Origin of the sequence: Streptomyces sp. NPDC057424, from assembly GCF_042803315.1 — a bacterium.
Classification (GTDB): domain Bacteria; phylum Actinomycetota; class Actinomycetes; order Streptomycetales; family Streptomycetaceae; genus Streptomyces.
Genome location: NZ_JBHVCP010000015.1, coordinates 33,310 through 53,147 on the forward strand (window position 1 = coordinate 33,310; position 19,838 = coordinate 53,147).

Sequence of the window (19,838 nt, forward strand, 5' to 3'; positions counted from 1 at the left end):
CGTCGCCGTCACTGCACTGACGGAGCGCCGGAGGGAGTTGTGACGGCCCGGCGCGAAGAATTTCCGCACGGGCATGAAAGAGCCGGGCCCGGTCGTACGAGCGACCGAACCCGGCTCCTCACGGCACGTCAGCGGCGACGCCTCACAGCAGTCCGTCCCACATCTGCTCCAGCAGCACCGACCACCAGCTCTCCGGCGACCCCAGCGCCGCCGGGTCGAGGGCGGCCAGCTGGGCCTGGAAGTCGACGGTCCAGCGGCCCGCCTGCTCCTGGTTCAGCCCGAACCGCAGCCGCCACATCCGCCCGAGCAGCGCCAGGCAGCGCGCGAACTCCGGCAGCCCGGTGTTCACGAACTGCGGCGGCACGGGCGCCCCGCCCGGCCCGGCCTCCACCGGCACGGCGACGATGTTCGCGGTGCCGTACTGCACGCAGATCGCCTTGCCGAAGTCGCTGCCCATCACCAGATAGGAGCCCGCGTCCGAGGCCGGCTGCACACCGCGCTCGGCCGCCAGCTCCGCCAGCGTCGGAACCGGCCGCCCGGGCTGGGCCTGCGCCCAGAAGAACGGGCCCATGTCCATCGGCAGTCCGGCCGCCACCAGCGTGTGCGCCACCACCGGCGGCACACCCTGCCGCGACACGGCGGCCTGCTCGAACCGGAACACCCCCGGTCCGAACGCGGCCCCCAGCTCCTGCCCGATGGCCTCCGGCGGGATCGGCGGCACCGGCTGCACCGGCGGCAGCGGAGCGCGCACCGGAGCCGGACGCGCGGGGCCGTCCGCCACCTGGTGCAACTCGCCCTGGTGGGCCAGCAGCTGCTGCATGCCCTGCTGCCGGCTCGCGTGGTCCGTGCCGTACGGCGCGATGCTCGTGATGCGTGCCTGCGGCCACTGCTCCCGGATCATCCGCGCGCAGTACGCACCCGGCAGCTCGCACGACTCCAGCTCGGTGTGCAGCTCCAGCACCTGGTCCGGGGGCACGTTCATGGCCCGGAGCTCGTGGAAGATCTGCCACTCCGGGTGCGGCGTACCCGGCGCCGAACGCCGGATCAGCTGCTGCTCGGAACCGTCCTGCGCGCGGTAGCGCAGCACGGCCTGGTAGCCGGGGCCGACGGTCGGCTGCCCGGTGGGCTGCTGCGGATAGCCGTACGCCGCCGGCTGACCGGGGGCGGGCTGACCGGGCGGCGGCACCGCACCCGGGGGTACCGCGCCGGGCGGCATACCGGGCGGCATCCCACCCGGCACCGCGCCGTGCGGCACGGGCGGCGGCGCACCGGGTACGCCAGGGGCGCCCGGGGCGGCAGGTGGTGCGCCGGGGGCCTGCGGCGGCGGAGGCACACCGGGGCCACCCGCCGGAGGCGTGGCCAGCATGGTCTCCGCGTGATGCACGGGACCCGGGCCACCGGGAGTACCAGGGGCGCCGGGTGGCTGCGGCGCACCGGGCGGATGCGGGGCACCGGGCGGATGCGGGGCACCAGGCGCTCCCGGAGGCCCGGGCGGCTGCGGAGGCTGAGGCGCGCCCGGGCCCATCCGGCCGGGGTCGGCGAGCATCGTGGCGGCATGGTGGACACCACCCGGAGGGGTACCACCAGGGGCACCGGGCGGCTGCGGCGCGCCAGGGGGACCGGGCGGGTGCGGAGCACCCGGCGGCTGCTGCGGAGGCAACGGCGCACCGGGATCCTGCGAAGACCCGGCCCCCGCGGAACCCCCGGCACCAGCAGGACCCGCCGGACCGCCGGGTGCACCAGGACCCTCGGAGCCCGGTCCACCCGGTCCGCCCGGCCCCTCAGGACTCAGCGCCGACACGAGTTGCGTAGGCACGTACCCGCCCGCCGGAGTGCCCGGAACCCCGGACCCCGACGGCGGGGGTGTGCTGCCCGGCCGCGCACCCGGCGCACCCGGGGCGCCCGGCGGAGGCGGCGTGGTCGGACCGGCGTTGCGGCCACGGCCCGGCGGCGGAGCCGCCTTACTGGTCGCGGCGTCGGCGATGTCACCGGCGTGGGGCGCGAGGGGCCGCTCAGGCGCACCCGGCCCGGCCGGCGGCTGCGGCACCCCGCCAGGACCGGCAGGACCGGCAGGACCGGCAGGACCGGCAGGACCAGGGAATCCGGCACCTGCACCGCCCGCCCCCTGCGGATAGCCGTACGGCTGCCCGCCCGGCACAGGCGGAGGCGTACTGCCCTGCGGCGTCCCGCCGGGCGGCGTCCCCGGCACGCCGGGCGCGGTAGCCGGCCCGGAGGGATAGCCGTACCCCGCCCCCGGGGCGCTCGGGCCGTCCACCGCCGGCGTCACCGCCGTCGGCGGAAGCCCGCTGCCGCCCGACATCAGGGCCGTCTGGGCGTCGGGTGTCGTCGACGGCGGCGTGTCGCCGTCGGCCTCGCTCAGCGGCGGCGCGAACACCGTCGCGGGCAGCGGTACGGAACGGTCGTCACCGGCATCGCCGTTGGTGTCCGTACCGGCCCAGGGCGTCGCCCCGGGGGGCACGCCCGGCACCTCGGAAGCCCCGGTACCCGCGTCGGACCCGGAGTCACCGCCCCCGGCCGCCGGCCACGACGCACCACTCCCCTGCCCGACCGGCGCCCCCTGCGTGGGAGTCGAACCACCACCCGGCCCGGCGGAAGCCGGATCACCGGCCGAAGCCGGCTCACCGACAGCAGCCGACGGAGCACCGGCCCCCGCACCCGCACCCCGCCGGTCCGGAATCCCCAGCTTGTCCGCCGCGTCCTGCAACCACTCCGGCGGAGTCAGCAGGAAGGACGTCTGATTCAGATCCACCCGCGCGGCAGGTGCCGCCGGCGCCGGCTCGTCGGCCTCGTCCGCACGGCCGTACTCCTCCTCGTACCGGCGGATCACCTCACCCACCGGCAACCCCGGCCACAGCGTCGCCTCACCGCTGTCCCGCGCGATCACCAGCCGCTGCGCACCACCGTCCGACCGCGGCCCGTCCGCCCGGTCCTCGGCCCACACCACGAACCCGAGGTCGAACTCCCGCACCCGCACCTCACGATGCTGGTACGCGGGCAGATCCCCGTTGATCCACTCTTCCGCGCGCTCCTGCGCCTGCGCGAAGGTCACCATCGCCGACCTCACTCCCCCACGGCCGAGGACGACACCGCGCCCACCGGCACCACACGCGCGAAACCGCCGTCCACCATCAGGTTCGCCACCGTCTCCAACTCCGGCGGATTGCCCGCCAGCCGCGACAGGAAGACATCGAAGTCGTCCCCGCACGGCAGCAGCAGCCGCTCCACGCGCTCCGCCGGCGGCACCGAGGGATCCACGTCCCGCGCGTCGTCGTACGCGCAGAACCACACCGAACCGATCCGCTCGCCCTTCACCTTCACGGCCAGCAGCCCGCCCTGGACGAACGAAATCCCCAGGTAGTCCTTGGTCAGATGGTCACGCAGACACTTGTTGACGTACACCAGGTCATTGACCGCGGCCTCGTCGCGCACCGTGAAGAACGGCTGGTCGACCAGCAGCCCCAGCTCCGCGTCCAGCGCGGCACCCACCGGCGCACAGCCGCCCGCCGCCTTCAGGAACGACCGGTACGCACCCGGCAACCGGTAGCCGAGGTCCTCCTCGACACCCTGCACCTGCGACTCCGTCACCGCGACACCCGACTTCGGCAGCCCGAAGTGCGCCGGACGCGTCTCCTGGAGCGGCCGTGTGCCCCGCTTGGAATGGTCGACGCCCGACGTCGCCACGCCCCCGTGATGCCGCAGCAGCGCCTTCACCTCGACCGGGACCAGCTCCAGCCGCCGCGTGCCCACCACGTGGTGCCACGTCCAGCCGTGCGGCGTCGCCACCGCCGGCACCGTGTCCCACAACTCGTGCCCGGACGCCGACAGCGCCGTGTTCGCCGACACGTAGTCCGTCAGCCGCAACTCGTCGACACCGAAACCCTCCGGCGGCTCCGCGATCTCCGTGGCCGCACGCGCGTAAGCCGAGAAGTCGGGGTAACCACGCTCGTCGACCCGTACCCCTCTCGGGTGACGCGCCGCCCGGACCGGATCCGGGAAATGCACGACCTGCCCGGCATAGGCCGCGTTCGGCGGCGCGGCTTGCTGCCCGAGCCGACCTGTCGTCATGACGGTTGCCCCCTGCGGCACTCTGTACGACCCGTATTCACCACCCTTGGCGCACTACGACCCGTATCGACTGTCACGTCTGCTTTCTCGACTGCACTGCACCTCGGCGCACTTCACTGCACCTCACTGCTCACCCACCGGCACCACGGATCACCCTCCGGTTCACTGCATCGATCTCCGAACGGATCACCGCATCACCCGCGGTGCCGACAGCCTATGCGGTACGACGACACCGGTCACCGGCACCGGCCGGCACCCCCTCCGCTTCCGTGACCAGCCGTCACCCCACCGTGACGCCACGCCCCGCTACGGGCGTGTCGCCGCGCCCCAGCTTCCGCACCAGCCACGGCATTTGGCAGGCTGTGCCCCCCGGGGGGATGCACGGAGGGGAAGAGAATCATGAACGCGACACAGACGGGACCACACACCGGCAGGTCCGCCGACCCACGAAACGGCAACCCCCGAGCCGGCACCCGCGACACCGGCCCCCTGGCCGGCGACCCGCGAAACGGCGACCCCCGCATCGGCTGGAGCGCCACCGAGGCCGCCCACACCCCCGTCCTCCGGCACCGCCGCGACGGCATCCTCCCCACCGTCGCCGCCGCCCTCTCCGTCCGCGGCACCACCCTCACCGGCACCGCCGCCCGCGGCGACACACCCCCCGCCCTGCACCCCCTCGTCCAGGACTTCCTCGACACCCTCACCAGCGCCCAGCGCGACCGCTACACCGGACGCTGCGCCGAGACCATCCTCATCTCCCGCCACATCGCCGCCGCCGACACCGCCCGCAGCAAACGCGCCGCACGCAAACCCATGACCAACGGCGAGGCACGCAAAGCCCTCAAGCAGGCCAAACTCACCGCCCGACGCATCCGCGAGGACGGCGACCCCCTCCACGGCAGCTTCGCCGCCCCCTGCCGCGCCTGCACCGCGCTCAGCTCCCACTTCGGCGTCCGGATAGTCGACCCGGCATCCCAGAACAGCTGACGCCTCCTCCTCCCCCCAGCACCAGCACCAGCACCAGCACCAGGCACCCCGGCGCGCACCTCACGCCGCCCCATGACCTCGACGAGACGAAGGGCAGATGCACACCGACCGCACCTCCTCCACCCGCTTCGCCGTTCCCGTCGACGCCGCCCTGCGCGCCGCCGGATGGCAACCCGGACGCTGGGACATCAAGCAAGCCGAGATCTGGGCCGACGCCCTGCGCGACCACGCCTCCCCCGCAGGCCACCGCCACACCGTCTTCCCCGCCGCCGTCGAGGCCTGGGCCGAATTCGGCGGACTCCACATCACCCCCACCGGCCCCGGCCGCCAGGTCGCCCCCGCCCACCTCCACCTCGACCCGCTGCACGGTCTCCACATGGCCCGCACCCTGGCCGACCTCGGCCGCGCCCTCGGCACCGACGTCTGCCCCCTCGGCACCGAAACCGACAGCCAGGCCCTCCTCGCCATCGACACCGACGGCCGCGTCTACACCCTCGACCACACCGGCGACTGGTACCTCGGCCCCGACATCGACCAAGCCCTCGCCACCCTCATCGCCGGCACCGAACCCCTGCGCCTCACAACAGGCTGACCACGACACACCCCGAACGGGCTACGACGCCGGAATCACCGCAGACACCCGGAAACCCCCCGCGTCCGTCGGCCCCGACACGAACACCCCACCCAGCGCCGAAACCCGCTCCTTCATCCCCACCAGCCCGTTCCCCCCGGACGGCAACCGCGCCGACGACGCCGCCTCCTCAGGCGGCTCGTTCTCCACCTGCATCGCGATCTCCGACACCCGATGCGCCAACCGCACATACGTCTTCGCCCCGGCCGCGTGCTTGTGGACGTTCGTCAACGCCTCCTGCACCACCCGATACGCCGTCTGCTCCACCACAGGCGCATACGACCGGGCATCCCCCTCCACCGACAGCGCCACCACCATCCCCGCGGCAGCCGACTGCCCCACCAGCTCCTCGATCTCCGCCAGACACGGCCCCTCGTCTTCGGCCGCCCGCGAAGCCGCCGCAGCCGCAGCAACCCCCACCGCCGCCAACGGCATCGACGGCGCCCGCTCACGCCGCCCGTCCCCACCGCTGCGCAGCACCCCGAGCATCTCCCGCAGCTCCGTCAGCGCCTGCCGCCCCATGTCCCCCACCAGCGCGGCATTCCGGACGGCCTTCTCCGGATCCTTCCGGGCCACCGCCTGCAGCGCCGCGGCATGCACCACCATCAGACTCACCCGATGCGCGACCACATCGTGCATCTCCCGCGCGATCCGCGTCCGCTCCTCGTTACGGGCCCACTCCGCCCGCTCCTCCGCCCGCTCCGCGAGCAACTGAAGCTCCCGCTCCAGACTGTCCGCCCGCTCCCGCAAGCTCTCCATCAACCGCCGCCGCGCCCCCACATACAGACCGAGCAGCACCGGAGGCGCCGTGAAGCCCAGCGACATCGTGATCGCCGCGAAGGGCACGAACCAGTCCCCGATGTCCAGGTCCCCCCGCGACATGTCCTGCCGCGTCTTCACGAACGTCACGATCAGCGTCCCCACCAGCGACATCCCCGCCAGCGACGCGATGATCCGCCGGGGCATCTCGGCCGCGGCCAGCGTGTACAGGCCGACGACGCCCAGCAGGAAGCCCATCTCGGCCGGCGTGATGGCGATCGAGACCAGCACGACGGCGATCGGCCACCGCCGCCGCACCACCAGCACGGAACCGGCCAGCAGCCCGAAGACCACCCCCGCCGCCACCGGGATCCCCGCCTCCCGCGCGAACGGAATCCCCTCCAGCGCGCACTCCAGTGCGGACACCACGGCCAGACTCACATCGAACACGGCACTGCGCCGTCTGGCCCACCACCACGGCCCTCCCTGGGCCGTCACATGGTCTTCCCCCGTCACGGTCATGCCTCCCAGCCTAAAGGCGCCCCCCGCCCGCTTTCCGGTGAGTTTCCGGGACTGGCCCGCATCACACTCCGTGACCGTTCGGCTGCGAAACCACCCGATATCCCTCGAACTGCTGAATCGCTCACCGTTCGACCCCGGACTGCTCCATGCCGCCCGGACGGTATGCGTATGACACATGCACCCGGCAAGTACGCGGACTTCGAGGGGTTGCGGGAGAGGGCGGTGGAGCCGCGGCGCGCAGGGCTGAGCCGACGCCAGATCCGCGACCGCCTGCGCGTCGACAACAACGACATCCTCAACCGCCTCCTGGAGGGCGAGCCCGCCCCGGCCTGGACGAAGCGCCCGAACGCGAAGGACGACCTGAGGGAGAAGGCGAGGGACCTCCGACTCCAGGGCTGGACCTACGACCAGATCCAAATGGAGCTGGGGTGCTCGAAGAGTTCGATCTCGTTGTGGGTACGGGATCCGCCGAAGCCGGAGCGCAAGCGAACCCCCGAGGAGGCGTCAGCAATCGCGAAGCGGGGCCGGGAAGCCACCATGCGCCTGCGTGACGAGGAGCGGCAGCAGATCAAGGAGGCAGCCGAGCAAGCCGTCGGCGCACTGTCGCCGCGCGAGCTGTTCCTCTTGGGTGTCGGCCTGTACTGGGCAGAGGGCGGCAAGGACAAGCCCTACGACCGCCGTGAGAACGTCTGCTTCGTCAACAGCGATCCCGGCATGATCCGGGTCTTCCTGGCCTGGCTCGATCTGCTGGGCGTGGAGCGAGATCGCATCCGGTACGCGGTGATGATCCACGAGTCTGCCGACATCCCGGGCGCCGAACTGTACTGGGCCGAACTCGTCGGCGCCGATCGCTCCGCGTTCTACAAGACGACACTCAAGAAACACAACCCCAAGACGGTCCGCAAGAACACCGGCGACTCATACCGGGGCTGCCTTGCGATCAAGGTCCGGCAGAGCGCCGACCTGTACCGTCGCATCGAAGGCTCTTGGTACGGCATAGTGTTGGGAGCCACCCAGCCAATCGGCGAGATGTCCGATTAGCCGGGCCTATGGTCCCCTGTGGTGTAATCGGCAACACGGGTCACTTTGGATGATTTGTTCCAGGTTCGAGTCCTGGCAGGGGAGCACACACTCGGTTCGGGTCCTGGCTGATGCCAATGCCGGTCAGGCCCCACACCCACACCCCCCATAAAACCCCCCGGTATCCTGCGGATGTCACCCCACCCCATCCACAGCCGAAGGGCATCCCGTGAGCGCCAACCGCCCGGCCGCCGTCGTCGTTCTCGCAGCGGGTGAGGGCACCCGTATGAAGTCGGCCACACCCAAGGTCCTGCACGAGCTCTGCGGCCGCAGCCTCGTGGGCCATGTGCTCGCCGCCGCAGGTGAACTGCAGCCACAGCACCTGGTCGTCGTGGTCGGCCACGCCCGTGAGAAGGTCACCGCCCATCTCGGCGACATCGCCCCCGACGTCCGCACCGCCGTACAGGCGGAGCAGAACGGCACCGGGCACGCCGTGCGGATGGGCCTCGAGGAGCTCGGTGGGTCCGTCGACGGGACCGTCGTGGTCGTGTGCGGCGATACGCCCCTGCTGACCGGCGCAACCCTGCAGGCCCTCGCGGCCACGCACTCCGCCGACGGCAACGCGGTCACCGTGCTGACCGCCGAGGTGCCGGACGCGACGGGATACGGGCGGATCGTCCGCGACGAGGCCACCGGAGCCGTCACCGCCATCGTCGAGCACAAGGACGCCACCGACGCCCAGCGGTCGATCCGTGAGATCAACTCGGGTGTGTTCGCGTTCGACGGGCAGCTGCTCGCCGACGCGCTGAAGAAGGTGCGGACGGACAACAGTCAGGGCGAGGAGTACCTGACCGATGTCCTCGGGATCCTGCGTGAGGCCGGGCACCGGGTCGGGGCGTCCGTGGCCGGCGACCACCGTGAGATCGCCGGGATCAACAACCGTGTGCAGCTGTCCGAGGCCCGCCGGATTCTGAACGACCGGCTGCTGACCGGGGCGATGCTCGCGGGTGTGACGGTCATCGATCCCGCGACGACCTTCATCGACGTCTCCGTCACCTTCGAGCAGGACGCCGTCGTCCACCCGGGCACCCAGCTGCACGGCTCGACGCATCTGGCCGAGGGTGCGGAGGTCGGGCCCAACTCCCGGCTGACCGACACCCGCGTGGGTGCCGGTGCGCGGGTCGACAACACCGTGGCCGCGGGTGCCGAGGTCGGCCCGGGCGCGACCGTGGGTCCGTACGCGTATCTGCGTCCGGGGACGCGGCTGGGCGCGAAGGGCAAGATCGGGACGTACGTGGAGACGAAGAACGCCTCGATCGGGGACGGGACGAAGGTGCCGCACCTCTCCTACGTGGGTGACGCGACCATCGGGGAGCAGTCCAACATCGGTGCTGCGAGCGTGTTCGTGAACTACGACGGGCAGGAGAAGCACCACACGACCATCGGTTCGCACTGCCGGACGGGCTCGGACAACATGTTTGTGGCGCCTGTCACGGTGGGGGACGGTGCGTACACCGCTGCCGGGTCCGTGATCACGAAGGATGTGCCGCCCGGTTCGCTGGCCGTGGCCCGTGGTCAGCAGCGGAATATCGAGGGTTGGGTGGCTCGGAAGCGTCCGGGGAGCGCGGCCGCGAAGGCGGCTGAGGCGGCCTCCCGGGAGTCGGCCGGTGAGGGCTGACCGGAAACCGTTGCCTCAAACACGGCGTACGGTGATAAGTGCACACCCGCACCCCCACCAGCTGAGACGGCCTCCGGCAAGCCGGCTGCGAGGTCTCTCGACACCCAGCTGCGACACCTCTGAGGAGACAGTGCTGTGACCGGGATCAAGACGACCGGCGAGAAGAAGTTGATGTTCTTCTCCGGCCGCGCCCACCCCGAGCTTGCGGAGGAGGTCGCCCAACAGCTGGGGGTCGGGGTTGTCCCGACCAAGGCCTTCGACTTCGCCAACGGTGAGATCTATGTGCGTTATCAGGAGTCGGCGCGTGGTGCCGACTGCTTCCTGATCCAGAGCCACACGGCTCCGATCAACAAGTGGATCATGGAGCAGTTGATCATGATCGACGCGCTGAAGCGTGCGTCGGCCCGGTCCATCACGGTCATCGTGCCGTTCTACGGTTACGCGCGGCAGGACAAGAAGCACCGTGGGCGTGAACCGATTTCGGCGCGTCTGATCGCGGACATGATGAAGACCGCGGGTGCGGACCGGATCCTGACCGTGGATCTGCACACGGACCAGATCCAGGGTTTCTTCGACGGTCCGGTGGACCACCTGTTCGCGTTGCCGCTGCTGGCGGACTACGTGGGCCGGAAGGTGGACCGCAAGAAGCTGACGGTGGTGTCGCCGGACGCGGGCCGGGTGCGGGTCGCGGACCGCTGGTGCGACCGGCTGGGTGCGCCGCTGGCGATCGTGCACAAGCGCCGGGACAAGGATGTCGCGAACCAGGTCACCGTCCACGAGGTCGTGGGTGAGGTGGAGGGTCGCGTGTGCGTCCTGGTGGACGACATGATCGACACGGGTGGGACGATCTGTGCCGCTGCGGACGCGCTGTTCGCGCACGGTGCGGAGGATGTGATCGTGACGGCGACGCACGGTGTGCTGTCGGGCCCGGCGGCGGACCGGCTGAAGAACTCGCGGGTGAGTGAGTTCGTGTTCACGAACACGCTGCCGACGCCGGGTGAGCTGAGCGGGGATCTGGACAAGATCTCGGTGCTGTCGATCGCGCCGACGATCGCGAGTGCGGTGCGTGAGGTGTTCGAGGACGGCTCGGTGACGAGCCTGTTCGACGAGCAGTAGAGATCCTTTTGGGTGTGGCCTCCCTGTCCGAGTAGACTGCTTCAGTTGCTCGGCGAGGGAGGCCGTTCCCGTTTGGGGATGCGGTTGTCCGTTATCGACGCGCTCTTCGTAGCAGGCCGTTCGTGGCCGGGTGACCACGTCCGTTCCTACTTCGAGGAGTGACTATGTCCGAGGTGAAGATCTCCGCCGCGACGCGCACCGAGTTCGGCAAGGGTGCCGCGCGCCGTATCCGTCGTGAAGACAAGGTTCCGGGTGTCCTGTACGGGCACGGTTCGGACCCGCTGCACCTGACCCTGCCGGGTCACGACCTGCTGATGGCGCTGCGTACGCCGAACGTGCTGATCGCGCTGGACATCGACGGCAAGTCGAACGAGCTGGCGATTCCGAAGGCCGTGCAGCGTGACCCGCTGAAGGGTTTCCTGGAGCACGTGGACCTGCAGCTGGTCAAGCGGGGCGAGCAGGTCAACGTCGAGATCTACGTCCACACCGAGGGTGAGCTGGCCCCGGGTGGCAACCTGCTGGAGCACGTGCTGAACGCGCTGCCGGTCGTGGCCGAGGCGACGCACATCCCGGAGTCCGTGACGGTCTCCGTCGAGGGTCTGACGGCCGGTGACTCCGTCCTGGCCAAGGACATCGCGCTGCCGAAGGGCACGACGCTGGACGTCGAGGAGGACACCGTCGTCCTTCAGGTTCTGGCCGCGCAGGCCGAGGAGGCCGCTGAGGGTGAAGAGGCCGAGGGCGGAGAGGCCGCTGAGGCCTGATCCTCGTCGTCGTTTCGTCGGCCGCTGCTCCCGTGCGGGGCGGCGGCCGACGCGTATGAAGGAGACATGGACGTGACGACCGATGCGGCCGCTCCCTGGCTGATCGTGGGGCTGGGCAATCCGGGACCGGAGTACGCGGGGAACCGGCACAACGTGGGTTTCATGGTGGCGGATCTGCTGGCGGACCGGGTCGGGGGGAGGTTCAAGCGGGCCGGGCGGGCGCAGGCGCAGGTCGTGGAGGGCCGGATCGGGCCGCCGGGGCCGTTGAACCGGCGGGTGGTGCTGGCGAAGCCGATGTCGTACATGAATCTGTCGGGCGGGCCGGTGAACGCGCTGCGGGATTTCTACAAGGTGCCGGTGGGCCATGTGGTGGCGGTGCATGACGAGTTGGACATCGACTATGGGATGTTGCGGCTGAAGCTGGGTGGCGGGGACAACGGGCACAACGGTCTGAAGTCGATGACGAAGGCGTTCGGTGCGGAGTATCACCGGGTGCGGTTCGGGATCGGGCGGCCGCCGGGGCGGATGCCGGTGGCGGATTTCGTGCTGAAGGATTTCTCGTCGGCGGAGCGCAAGGAGCTGGACTACTTCGTGGACCGGGCGGCGGACGCGGTGGAGTGTCTGGTGATCGAGGGGCTGGAGCGGGCGCAAAGCACGTACAACTCCTGACTTGTCACCCGCCGAGGTTGACGGGCCGTTCAGGCATGGCCAATGATCCCGGCCATGCCTGCCCATGCCGCCTCCTCGTCCCAGGCCTCGGCCGTCGTGTTGCGGTTCGGGCGGTTCGCGGCGATGGGTACGGTCGCGGTGCTGATTCTGATCGCGGGTGTGTGGGCGTCGTGGGGTACGGCGCAGCACGTGATGCTGACGAAGGGCCGGGAGCGGGGCACGGTCGAGGTGGCGCGGTGCGGGCCGGAGACGTGCTGGGGCCGGTTCACTCCGTCGTCGGAGGGGTGGCAGCCGCGGGCGCGGGTGGTGCTGGAGAAGTCGGTCGCGGTGGAGCGGGGCCGGACCTACACGGTGGTCGTGAAGCCCGGCGGTGATGACGCGGTGCGTTCGGGTCCGGCGGGGGTGTTGTACGCGTGGGTTCCGCTGGGTGGGGCGTTGTTGCTGGCGTCGGTCGTGGTGGCGGGTGGTCTGCTGCGGACGCGGGCGGCGTGGGTGCTGGCGTTGTCGGGGATGGCGTTGCTGACGGCCGCGTTCGTGACCGTCTGAGGGGTTGGAACGTCCTCTCCATTCTGTGGAGGGGCGAGCGTTGTGTGTTCGTGATTGACGTGCTGCCGGGCGAGGCTGGAAGCTGAGCCGCCCCCTCCACATCTTCCCGGTCACTTCTCGAAGATGGACTGCCCCCTATGCGAACTCTCTCCCGCTTCGGCGCTGTCTGCGCTGCCGCTTCCACGGCCTTCCTGCTCACTCCGGCCGCCCACGCCACGCCTCCGGGTGACAACGGCACGGTGAAGATCCATGACGCCTCGACGGGCGAGGAGCTGCGCCGCAACGAGCCACATGTGTGCGCGTTCTATCTGGATGCCTTCGGTTTCGACGGTGGTCAGCAGGTGGACTGGCACATCGACGCGATTCCCCCGAGTGAGAACAAGGGGGAGACGGTGGAGTCCGGAGCGCTGACGCTGGACGCGGAGGGTCACGGCCGTAGCGAGGACCTGTCGTTGCCCGACGGGCATTACAAGCTGTTCTGGACCTTCGAGGGCGAGAAGGGTTCCGCCAAGCACAAGGTGTTCTGGTCGGAGTGCGAGGACGAGGAGGAGCCCGGTGGTGTGACGCCGTCCGGGTCGGCGTCCGTGTCGCCTTCGCCGGGGGCGTCCGAGGTGCCGTCGGGTGAGCCGTCCGGGTCGGCGTCGCCGGGTTCGTCGGCCGGCGGGGGTGTGCCGGTGTCCTCGGCGCCGTCGTCGTCGCCGTCGCCGCAGGGCGGTGCCGGTGGTGACCTCGCCGAGACGGGCAACTGGGCCCCGGTGGGGCTGCTGTCCGGTGTGGCGGCGGCGCTGGTGGCGGGCGGCGGGTTCCTGGTGCTGCGGCGCCGGAGGCCTGGCCGCGGCTGAGGTGGAACGCACCGTGCCCCCGAGCCTGTACGGGCTCGGGGGCACGGTGGTGTCCGGGGTGGTTCAGCCGGTGTTGCGCAGGCCTGCTGCCACGCCGTTGACGGTGAGGAGGAGGGCGCGGGCGAGGAGCGGGTCGGGCTGCTCGGCGGCCTGGGCGGCGTCGCGCTGCCGCTTGAGCAGGGCGACCTGGAGGTAGGAGATGGGGTCGAGGTAGGCGTCGCGGATGGTGAAGGTCTGCTTGAGGACGGGCGCGGCGTCGAGGAGTTCCTCTTCGCCGGTGACGCGCAGTACCTCGCGGACGGTGAGTTCGTGTTCGGCCTTGATGGTGTCGAAGACGTGCTTGAGCTCGTCGGGGACGAGGGTGTCGACGTAGTGCTGGGCGATCCGCAGGTCGGTCTTGGCGAGGGTCATCTCGACGTTGGAGATGAAGTTGCGGAAGAAGTGCCACTGTCCGTGCATCTCGTCGAGCACGGTGTCCAGGCCCGCCTCGCGCAGCGCCTTCAGGCCGGAGCCCACGCCGAACCAGCCGGGGACGATCTGCCGTGACTGGGTCCAGCCGAAGACCCACGGGATGGCTCGCAGCCCGTCGAGCGAGACGCCCGAGCCGGGGCGGCGGGAGGGCCGCGAGCCCAGGTGCAGGTCGGCGAGCTGGTCGACCGGCGTGGAAGCGAGGAAGTACGTCGGCAGGTCGGGGTCCTCGACGAGTTCGCGGTAGGCGGCGTGGGCGGCGTCGGAGACGACGTCCATCGCGGCGTCCCAGCGGGCGAGGGCCTCGTCGGACTGGCGGGGGGCTGTGTGCAGGGCGGATGCCTGGAGCGTGGCGGCGACCGTCAGCTCCAGGTTCTCCCTGGCCAAGGAGGGGATGAGGTACTTGTCGGAGATGACCTCACCCTGTTCGGTGACCTTGATCTCGCCTTCGAGGGTGCCCCAGGGCTGGGCGAGGATGGCGTCGTGGGTGGGGCCACCGCCGCGGCCGACGGTGCCGCCGCGGCCGTGGAAGAGGCGCAGGCGTACGCCGTAGCGGTGGGCGACGTCGCGCAGGCGGCGCTGGGCGCGGTGGATCTCCCACTGGCTGGTGGTGATGCCGCCGAACTTGGAGGAGTCGGAGTAGCCGAGCATGACCTCCTGGACGTCGCCGCGCAGGGCGACGAGGCGCCGGTAGGAGGGGTCGGAGAGCATGTCCTCCAGGATGGTGTCGGCGGCCTTGAGCTCGTCGGTGGTTTCGAGCAGCGGGACGATGCCGATCTTGGCCCAGCCGGCGTGCAGGTCGACGAGGCCGGCTTCGCGGGCGAGGACGGCGGCGGCGAAGACGTCGTCGGCGCCCTGGCACATGGAGATGATGTAGGACTCGATGACCTCGGGTCCGAAGACCTCCAGGGCCTTCTTCACGGTCTGGAAGACGCCGAGGGTCTTCTCGCCGGGCGCGTCGACGGGTGCCGGGGTGGGGGCGAGCGGCCTTCTTGACCTGAGTTCCTTGGCGAGGAGCTTGGCGCGGTAGTCGCGGGGCATGTCGGCGTAGCGCCAGGATTCCTCGCCGAGCCGGTCGAAGAGCTGGCCGAGGGCGTGGTGGTGGGCGTCGGCGTGTTCGCGGACGTCCATGGTGGCGAGCTGGAGGCCGAAGGCGGCGAGGGTGCGGATGGTGCGGGCGAGGCGGCCGTCGGCGAAGAGGCTGCCGCGGTGCTCGCGCAGGGAGTCCTGGATGATCCGCAGGTCGGCGAGGAGTTCGCCGGTGCCGAGGTAGTCGCGGCCGTCGCGGTGGGCGGTGCCCTTGGCGAGGCGCTTCTTGGTGTTCTCCAGCTTCTGCCGGATGCAGGTGGCCTTGAGCCGGTAGGGCTCTTCGGCGTTGAGGCGCTTGTAGCGGGGGCTGATCTCGGGGAGGTTCTCCAGGTCGGTCTGGAGGGAGGTCAGCAGTTCCTCGGTGGCTCCGGCGTAGCGGATGGAGTTGGACAGGAAGCCGCGGAGTTCGTCGATCGTCTCCAGGGCGTCGTTGATGCCGTGTTCGTGCTGGAGGATGAGGACGTCCCAGGTCACCTGGGGGGTGACGTTGGGGTTGCCGTCGCGGTCGCCGCCGATCCAGGTGCCGAAGGTGAGGGGGCGGGTGTCGTCGGGGAGCTTGACGCCGGCGCGCTCGAGTTCGGCGGTGAGGTCTTCCAGGACGTCGCCGACGGCGTTGGCGTGGAGTTCGTCGAGGTAGTAGATGGCGTTGCGGGCCTCGTCGGCGGGCTCGGGGCGGACGACGCGCAGTTCGTCGGTCTGCCAGACGAGGTCGATGTTCTCGGCGAGGCGGATGTCCAGGCGGCGGCGGTCGGATTCGATGACCGGCGTCTCCAGGAGCGCGGCGATGCGCCGGAGCTTGTTCAGGACGGACCGGCGTGCGGCCTCGGTGGGGTGGGCTGTGAAGACGGGGCGGACGTTGAGGTTGCGGACCGTCTCGCGCAGGTGTTCGGGGTCGGCGTCCTTGAGCCGGTCGGCCGTTCGGGCGAGGAGTCCGCCTTCGGCGGCGCGGCGGGCGCGCAGCTCGCGGCCGCGGTGGACCTGCTCGGTGACGTTGGCGAGGTGGAAGTAGGTGGAGAAGGCGCGGACCAGCTTGGCCGCGGTGTCGAGTTCGGTGCCGCGCAGCAGCTCGGCGGCGGCCTCGCCGTCCTCTCGGGTGAGGCGGCGGACCTTCTCGACGAGTTCCAGCAGCTCGGGGCCCTCTTGGCGGACGAGGGTCTCGCCGAGGAGGTCACCCAGCCGGCGGATGTCGGCACGCAGCTCGCTGCTCGTCGTGGTGGTCTGGTCGTCGGCACTGCTCACAGGTGCGGCTCCTTGCAGTGTTGAAGCTCGTCTGGGAGGGGAACCCGGACGGCGTCTCGCGGCGGCGTGTGCCGCATACAGATCGGACATCCGGGAAGAAATCAGAGCGGACCGCGCTGTCCGACCGACTCCAGGATAGGTGTCGGCCGGGACGCGCAGGGTCGCGGGCTCTTGCCGCCGGGCGACGCACTGCCATACTTACGATGCCGTAGGTTACGGAACCGTAGGAAGCACGTCGCGGTTGGCGTGCCCCGGCCACTCCTTCTCCATCCACATACCCCCCAGGGGACGCGTATGACCAGTAGTTCCGATGTGATCGAGGACGCCCCGAAGGCGCCCGGCCAGACCACCGATGCCGCTTCCGCCACACTGGGCGGCGAGAAGAAGCGGTCCATCGAGCAGATCGCCCTCCTCCTCTTCATCACCGTTCCCTTCCTCGCGCTGCTGGCGGCGGTTCCGCTGGCGTGGGGCTGGGGGGTGAGCTGGCTGGACCTCGGTCTGCTGGTCTTCTTCTACTACCTGGGGTGCCACGGCATCACGATCGGATTCCACCGTCACTTCACCCATGGCTCCTTCAAGGCCAAGCGGCCTTTGAAGATCGCGCTGGCGGTCGCGGGGTCCATGGCGGTCGAGGGTCCGCTGGTGCGCTGGGTGGCCGATCACCGCAAGCACCACAAGTTCTCCGACGCGGAGGGTGACCCACACTCGCCGTGGCGGTTCGGTGAGACCCTCCCGGCCCTGATGAAGGGCCTGTGGTGGGCGCACATCGGATGGATGTTCGATGAGGAGCAGACGTCGCAGGAGAAGTACGCCCCCGACCTGATCAAGGACAAGACGCTCCGGAACATCTCCCGCCAGTTCACCCTGTGGACGGTGGTGTCTCTGGGGCTGCCGCCACTGATCGGCGGTCTGGTCACGATGTCCTGGTGGGGCGCGTTCACGGCGTTCTTCTGGGGTTCGCTCGTCCGGGTGGCCCTGCTGCACCACGTGACCTGGTCGATCAACTCGATCTGCCACGCGGTGGGCAAGCGCCCCTTCAAGTCGCGTGACCGCTCGGGCAACGTGTGGTGGCTGGCGATCCTGTCCTGCGGTGAGTCCTGGCACAACCTGCACCACGCCGACCCGACCTCGGCGCGGCACGGTGTGATGCGCGGGCAGCTGGATTCGTCCGCCCGGCTGATCCGCTGGTTCGAGAGGGCGGGCTGGGCGTACGACGTGCGGTGGCCGTCACGCTCCCGTATCGATTCGCGCCGTAACACCGGGGAAGGCGGCTCCCCGCACGGGAAGGAGCCCGTCGAGGCGGCATGATGGTCGCTGTGGCGACCGACTCGAGCAGCACCCCCAGCAATGACAAGCCGCGGCGAGCGCGTCGCACCCGGATGACCGGTGCCGAGCGCCGTCAGCAGCTGCTGGAGATCGGCCGCACGCTCTTCGCGGCGAAGGGGTTCGAGGGCACGTCGGTGGAGGAGATCGCGGCGAAGGCCGGGGTCTCCAAGCCGGTGGTGTACGAGCACTTCGGCGGCAAGGAAGGGCTGTACGCGGTCGTGGTGGACCGTGAGATGCGGCGCCTGCTGGACATGGTGACCAGCTCGCTCACGGCCGGTCACCCCCGCGAACTGTGCGAGCAGGCGGCGTTCGCCCTGCTGGACTACATCGAGGAGTACACGGACGGCTTCCGCATCCTGGTCCGTGACTCCCCCATCCCCCAGTCGACGGGCTCTTTCGCCTCGCTGATCTCGGACATCGCCACACAGGTGGAGGACATCCTGGGCCGCGAGTTCAAGAGCCGGGGCTTCGACCCCAAGCTGGCCCCGCTGTACGCCCAGGCCCTGGTCGGCATGGTCGCCCTGACCGGGCAGTGGTGGCTGGACGTGCGCAGGCCGAAGAAGGCCGAGGTGGCGGCGCACCTGGTGAACCTGGCGTGGCACGGCCTGGACGGGATAGAGGCCAAGCCGCACCTGATAGGGCGCCGCAAGAGCTGAAACCACGGTGCCACGAGATTAACCTTGTGGCACCATGTGCGCATGACTGAGATCACGATCAGCTCCGCCCGTTCCCAGCTCGGCGACCTGGTCCGGCGCGCGGCCCACAGCCGCGAGACCATCGCCATCACCGACCACGGCCATGTGGCCGCGCTGCTCGTGTCTCCGCAGGTGATAGAGGATCTCGAGGACGCACTGGCTGTCGCCGACCATCAGCGACGCAAGGCGGAGGGCACGCTCGGCGAGGGCGTTCCGCACGAAGAGGTCGGGCGCATGCTGGGGCTGCGCCCGTGACCTACCGCATCATCTGGGAGCCGAACGCCACGAACGCGGCGGTGCGCTTCCTCAAGGACGACCCGGACGGACTCGCCGCCGTGTACGAGGCCGTCGACGCCCTCGCCGAAACTCCACGTCCCGCCGCCTCCACTCCTTACGGCTGGGATTTCCGCCGACTTCGCGTCGGCGGCTACCGCGTCCTCTACGCCATCGACGATGACGTGATCCACATCCTCGTCACTCACCTCGGCCGCACCCACTGACCACCGGTCACCCTCGTTTCCGGGCCACCGCGAACACCCGGCGGAACGGGAACGGCGTGCCGTGCGGGCCGGCCGGGTAGACCTCGCGCAAGGCCGCCCGGTACTCCGCGACGAAGGCCGCCCGCGCCTCGGGCTCCTCGGCGAGCGCGGTCAGCACCGGCCGCAGGCCGGTCCCCTTCACCCAGTCCAGCACCGGGTCCTCGCCCTGGAGCAGGTGGATGTACGTCGTCTCCCACACGTCGGCCGCACAGCCGAGGGACGTCAGCCGCGCGAGGTAGGCCGCGGGGGTGAGGACGGCGTCGGCGTGGCGCAGAGTGCCGGCGAGCCGGTCGCGCCAGCGCGGGGAGGCGGCGAGTTCGCGCATGAGCCGGTGACTGGGGGCGTCGAAGTTGCCCGGCACCTGGAAGGCGAGGGTGCCGCCGGGTTTCAGCCCGGCCACCCAGTCGGCGAACCGCTCGACGTGCCCCGGCACCCACTGCAGCGTGGCGTTACTGACGATCAGGTCGTGCGGCTCGTCCGGCGCCCATGTCCGTACGTCGGCGAGGCCGAAGCCGAGACGCCCGCCGCCGGACGTGGGCCCCTCGTGATCGACGTGGGCCCTGTCGAGCATCTCCGGCGAGTTGTCGTAGCCGGTGATCCGGGCGGTGGGCCAGCGGGCGGCGAGCAGCGTGGTGACGTTGCCGGGGCCGCAGCCGAGGTCGGCGATGCGGGGGTGACCCGAGGGCGGCGGTGTGGGCAGGTCGGGGACGCGGGCGAGGAGGTCGGCGAAGGGCCGGGCGCGGTGGCCCGCGTGACGGAGGTACTGGGCGGGGTCCCAGGTGGGGGCGGCTGCGGGCATGGGTCCTCCTGGTGTCCTGGTGGTGACGCACACCCAGCGTGACCCCGGAATTACCTCGATGTCAAG

At 70.6% G+C, this 19,838-nt stretch carries 18 protein-coding genes and 1 tRNA gene; 14 read left to right on the forward strand and 5 right to left on the reverse strand.

Annotation, left to right across the window (positions count from 1 at the left end; all coding sequences use genetic code 11):
* Nucleotides 1–142 precede the first annotated feature (142 nt).
* Both ACFU3E_RS15050 and ACFU3E_RS15055 read right to left on the reverse strand, forming a co-directional pair.
* Nucleotides 143–3,073 carry an SUKH-4 family immunity protein gene (locus tag ACFU3E_RS15050; protein WP_384156905.1) on the reverse strand — a complete coding sequence of 977 codons (2,931 nt, stop codon included), beginning with the start codon at nt 3,071–3,073 and terminating at the stop codon, nt 143–145.
* An 8-nt stretch (nt 3,074–3,081) separates the two neighbouring features.
* A complete protein-coding gene (locus ACFU3E_RS15055) occupies nt 3,082–4,086 on the reverse strand; it encodes an SMI1/KNR4 family protein (RefSeq protein WP_384156908.1) in 1,005 nt (334 codons plus the stop codon).
* A 399-nt stretch (nt 4,087–4,485) separates the two neighbouring features.
* Between ACFU3E_RS15055 and ACFU3E_RS15060 the strand changes: the two genes are divergently transcribed.
* Nucleotides 4,486–5,073 (forward strand): YwqJ-related putative deaminase, encoded by a 588-nt coding sequence (locus ACFU3E_RS15060; RefSeq protein ID WP_384156911.1) that lies wholly within the window; start codon nt 4,486–4,488, stop codon nt 5,071–5,073.
* A 97-nt stretch (nt 5,074–5,170) separates the two neighbouring features.
* Complete coding sequence (locus ACFU3E_RS15065) at nt 5,171–5,665, forward strand: SUKH-3 domain-containing protein (RefSeq protein WP_384156914.1); 495 nt, start codon at nt 5,171–5,173, stop codon at nt 5,663–5,665.
* Nucleotides 5,666–5,686: 21 nt separating this feature from the next.
* On the opposite strand, the gene ACFU3E_RS15070 is transcribed toward ACFU3E_RS15065, so the two are convergent.
* Nucleotides 5,687–6,985, reverse strand: a complete 1,299-nt coding sequence (locus ACFU3E_RS15070) for a sensor histidine kinase (RefSeq protein ID WP_384156917.1) — start codon at nt 6,983–6,985, stop codon at nt 5,687–5,689.
* A 168-nt stretch (nt 6,986–7,153) separates the two neighbouring features.
* Here ACFU3E_RS15070 and ACFU3E_RS15075 point away from each other — a divergent pair, with 168 nt between their 5' ends.
* From ACFU3E_RS15075 to ACFU3E_RS15110, 8 genes are all read left to right on the forward strand, one after another.
* Entirely contained in the window at nt 7,154–8,026 is an 873-nt protein-coding gene (locus ACFU3E_RS15075; RefSeq protein ID WP_384156920.1) for a hypothetical protein, read from the forward strand.
* Nucleotides 8,027–8,038: 12 nt separating this feature from the next.
* Nucleotides 8,039–8,110: transfer RNA gene (locus ACFU3E_RS15080), tRNA-Gln, on the forward strand.
* Between the two features lie 124 nt (nt 8,111–8,234).
* The gene (glmU, locus tag ACFU3E_RS15085) at nt 8,235–9,683 is read left to right on the forward strand and encodes a bifunctional UDP-N-acetylglucosamine diphosphorylase/glucosamine-1-phosphate N-acetyltransferase GlmU (RefSeq protein WP_384156922.1); all 1,449 of its coding nucleotides are present in this window, start codon (nt 8,235–8,237) and stop codon (nt 9,681–9,683) included.
* Nucleotides 9,684–9,818: 135 nt separating this feature from the next.
* Nucleotides 9,819–10,799, forward strand: a complete 981-nt coding sequence (locus ACFU3E_RS15090; RefSeq protein ID WP_384156925.1) for a ribose-phosphate diphosphokinase — start codon at nt 9,819–9,821, stop codon at nt 10,797–10,799.
* A gap of 164 nt (nt 10,800–10,963) precedes the next feature.
* A complete protein-coding gene (locus ACFU3E_RS15095; RefSeq protein WP_384156928.1) occupies nt 10,964–11,560 on the forward strand; it encodes a 50S ribosomal protein L25/general stress protein Ctc in 597 nt (198 codons plus the stop codon).
* A gap of 66 nt (nt 11,561–11,626) precedes the next feature.
* Nucleotides 11,627–12,229, forward strand: coding sequence for an aminoacyl-tRNA hydrolase (gene pth, locus ACFU3E_RS15100; protein WP_384156931.1), 603 nt, complete (start codon nt 11,627–11,629; stop codon nt 12,227–12,229).
* A 54-nt stretch (nt 12,230–12,283) separates the two neighbouring features.
* Complete coding sequence (locus tag ACFU3E_RS15105; RefSeq protein ID WP_384156934.1) at nt 12,284–12,775, forward strand: hypothetical protein; 492 nt, start codon at nt 12,284–12,286, stop codon at nt 12,773–12,775.
* A gap of 137 nt (nt 12,776–12,912) precedes the next feature.
* Complete coding sequence (locus ACFU3E_RS15110) at nt 12,913–13,617, forward strand: LPXTG cell wall anchor domain-containing protein (RefSeq protein WP_384156937.1); 705 nt, start codon at nt 12,913–12,915, stop codon at nt 13,615–13,617.
* A gap of 63 nt (nt 13,618–13,680) precedes the next feature.
* Here the strand turns inward: ACFU3E_RS15110 and ppc are convergent, their stop codons facing one another.
* Nucleotides 13,681–16,413 (reverse strand): phosphoenolpyruvate carboxylase, encoded by a 2,733-nt coding sequence (gene ppc / locus ACFU3E_RS15115; protein ID WP_384156940.1) that lies wholly within the window; start codon nt 16,411–16,413, stop codon nt 13,681–13,683.
* Between the two features lie 294 nt (nt 16,414–16,707).
* Here ppc and ACFU3E_RS15120 point away from each other — a divergent pair, with 294 nt between their 5' ends.
* The 4 genes from ACFU3E_RS15120 to ACFU3E_RS15135 are packed head-to-tail and all read left to right on the forward strand — an operon-like array spanning nt 16,708 to nt 18,934.
* Nucleotides 16,708–17,721 carry an acyl-CoA desaturase gene (locus ACFU3E_RS15120; protein ID WP_384156943.1) on the forward strand — a complete coding sequence of 338 codons (1,014 nt, stop codon included), beginning with the start codon at nt 16,708–16,710 and terminating at the stop codon, nt 17,719–17,721.
* Nucleotides 17,718–18,395 carry a TetR/AcrR family transcriptional regulator gene (locus ACFU3E_RS15125; protein ID WP_248503713.1) on the forward strand — a complete coding sequence of 226 codons (678 nt, stop codon included), beginning with the start codon at nt 17,718–17,720 and terminating at the stop codon, nt 18,393–18,395. Before ACFU3E_RS15120 ends, ACFU3E_RS15125 begins: the two co-directional genes overlap by 4 nt.
* Nucleotides 18,396–18,437: 42 nt before the next feature.
* Nucleotides 18,438–18,689: a type II toxin-antitoxin system Phd/YefM family antitoxin gene (locus tag ACFU3E_RS15130; RefSeq protein ID WP_384156947.1), complete on the forward strand. Its 252-nt coding sequence runs from the start codon at nt 18,438–18,440 to the stop codon at nt 18,687–18,689.
* On the forward strand, nt 18,686–18,934 hold the full coding sequence (locus ACFU3E_RS15135; RefSeq protein WP_384156950.1) for a type II toxin-antitoxin system RelE/ParE family toxin: 249 nt from the start codon (nt 18,686–18,688) through the stop codon (nt 18,932–18,934). The genes ACFU3E_RS15130 and ACFU3E_RS15135 overlap by 4 nt, the downstream gene beginning before the upstream one ends.
* A 7-nt stretch (nt 18,935–18,941) precedes the next feature.
* Here the strand turns inward: ACFU3E_RS15135 and ACFU3E_RS15140 are convergent, their stop codons facing one another.
* Nucleotides 18,942–19,772 carry a trans-aconitate 2-methyltransferase gene (locus ACFU3E_RS15140; protein WP_384156953.1) on the reverse strand — a complete coding sequence of 277 codons (831 nt, stop codon included), beginning with the start codon at nt 19,770–19,772 and terminating at the stop codon, nt 18,942–18,944.
* Between the last annotated feature and the right edge of the window lie 66 nt (nt 19,773–19,838).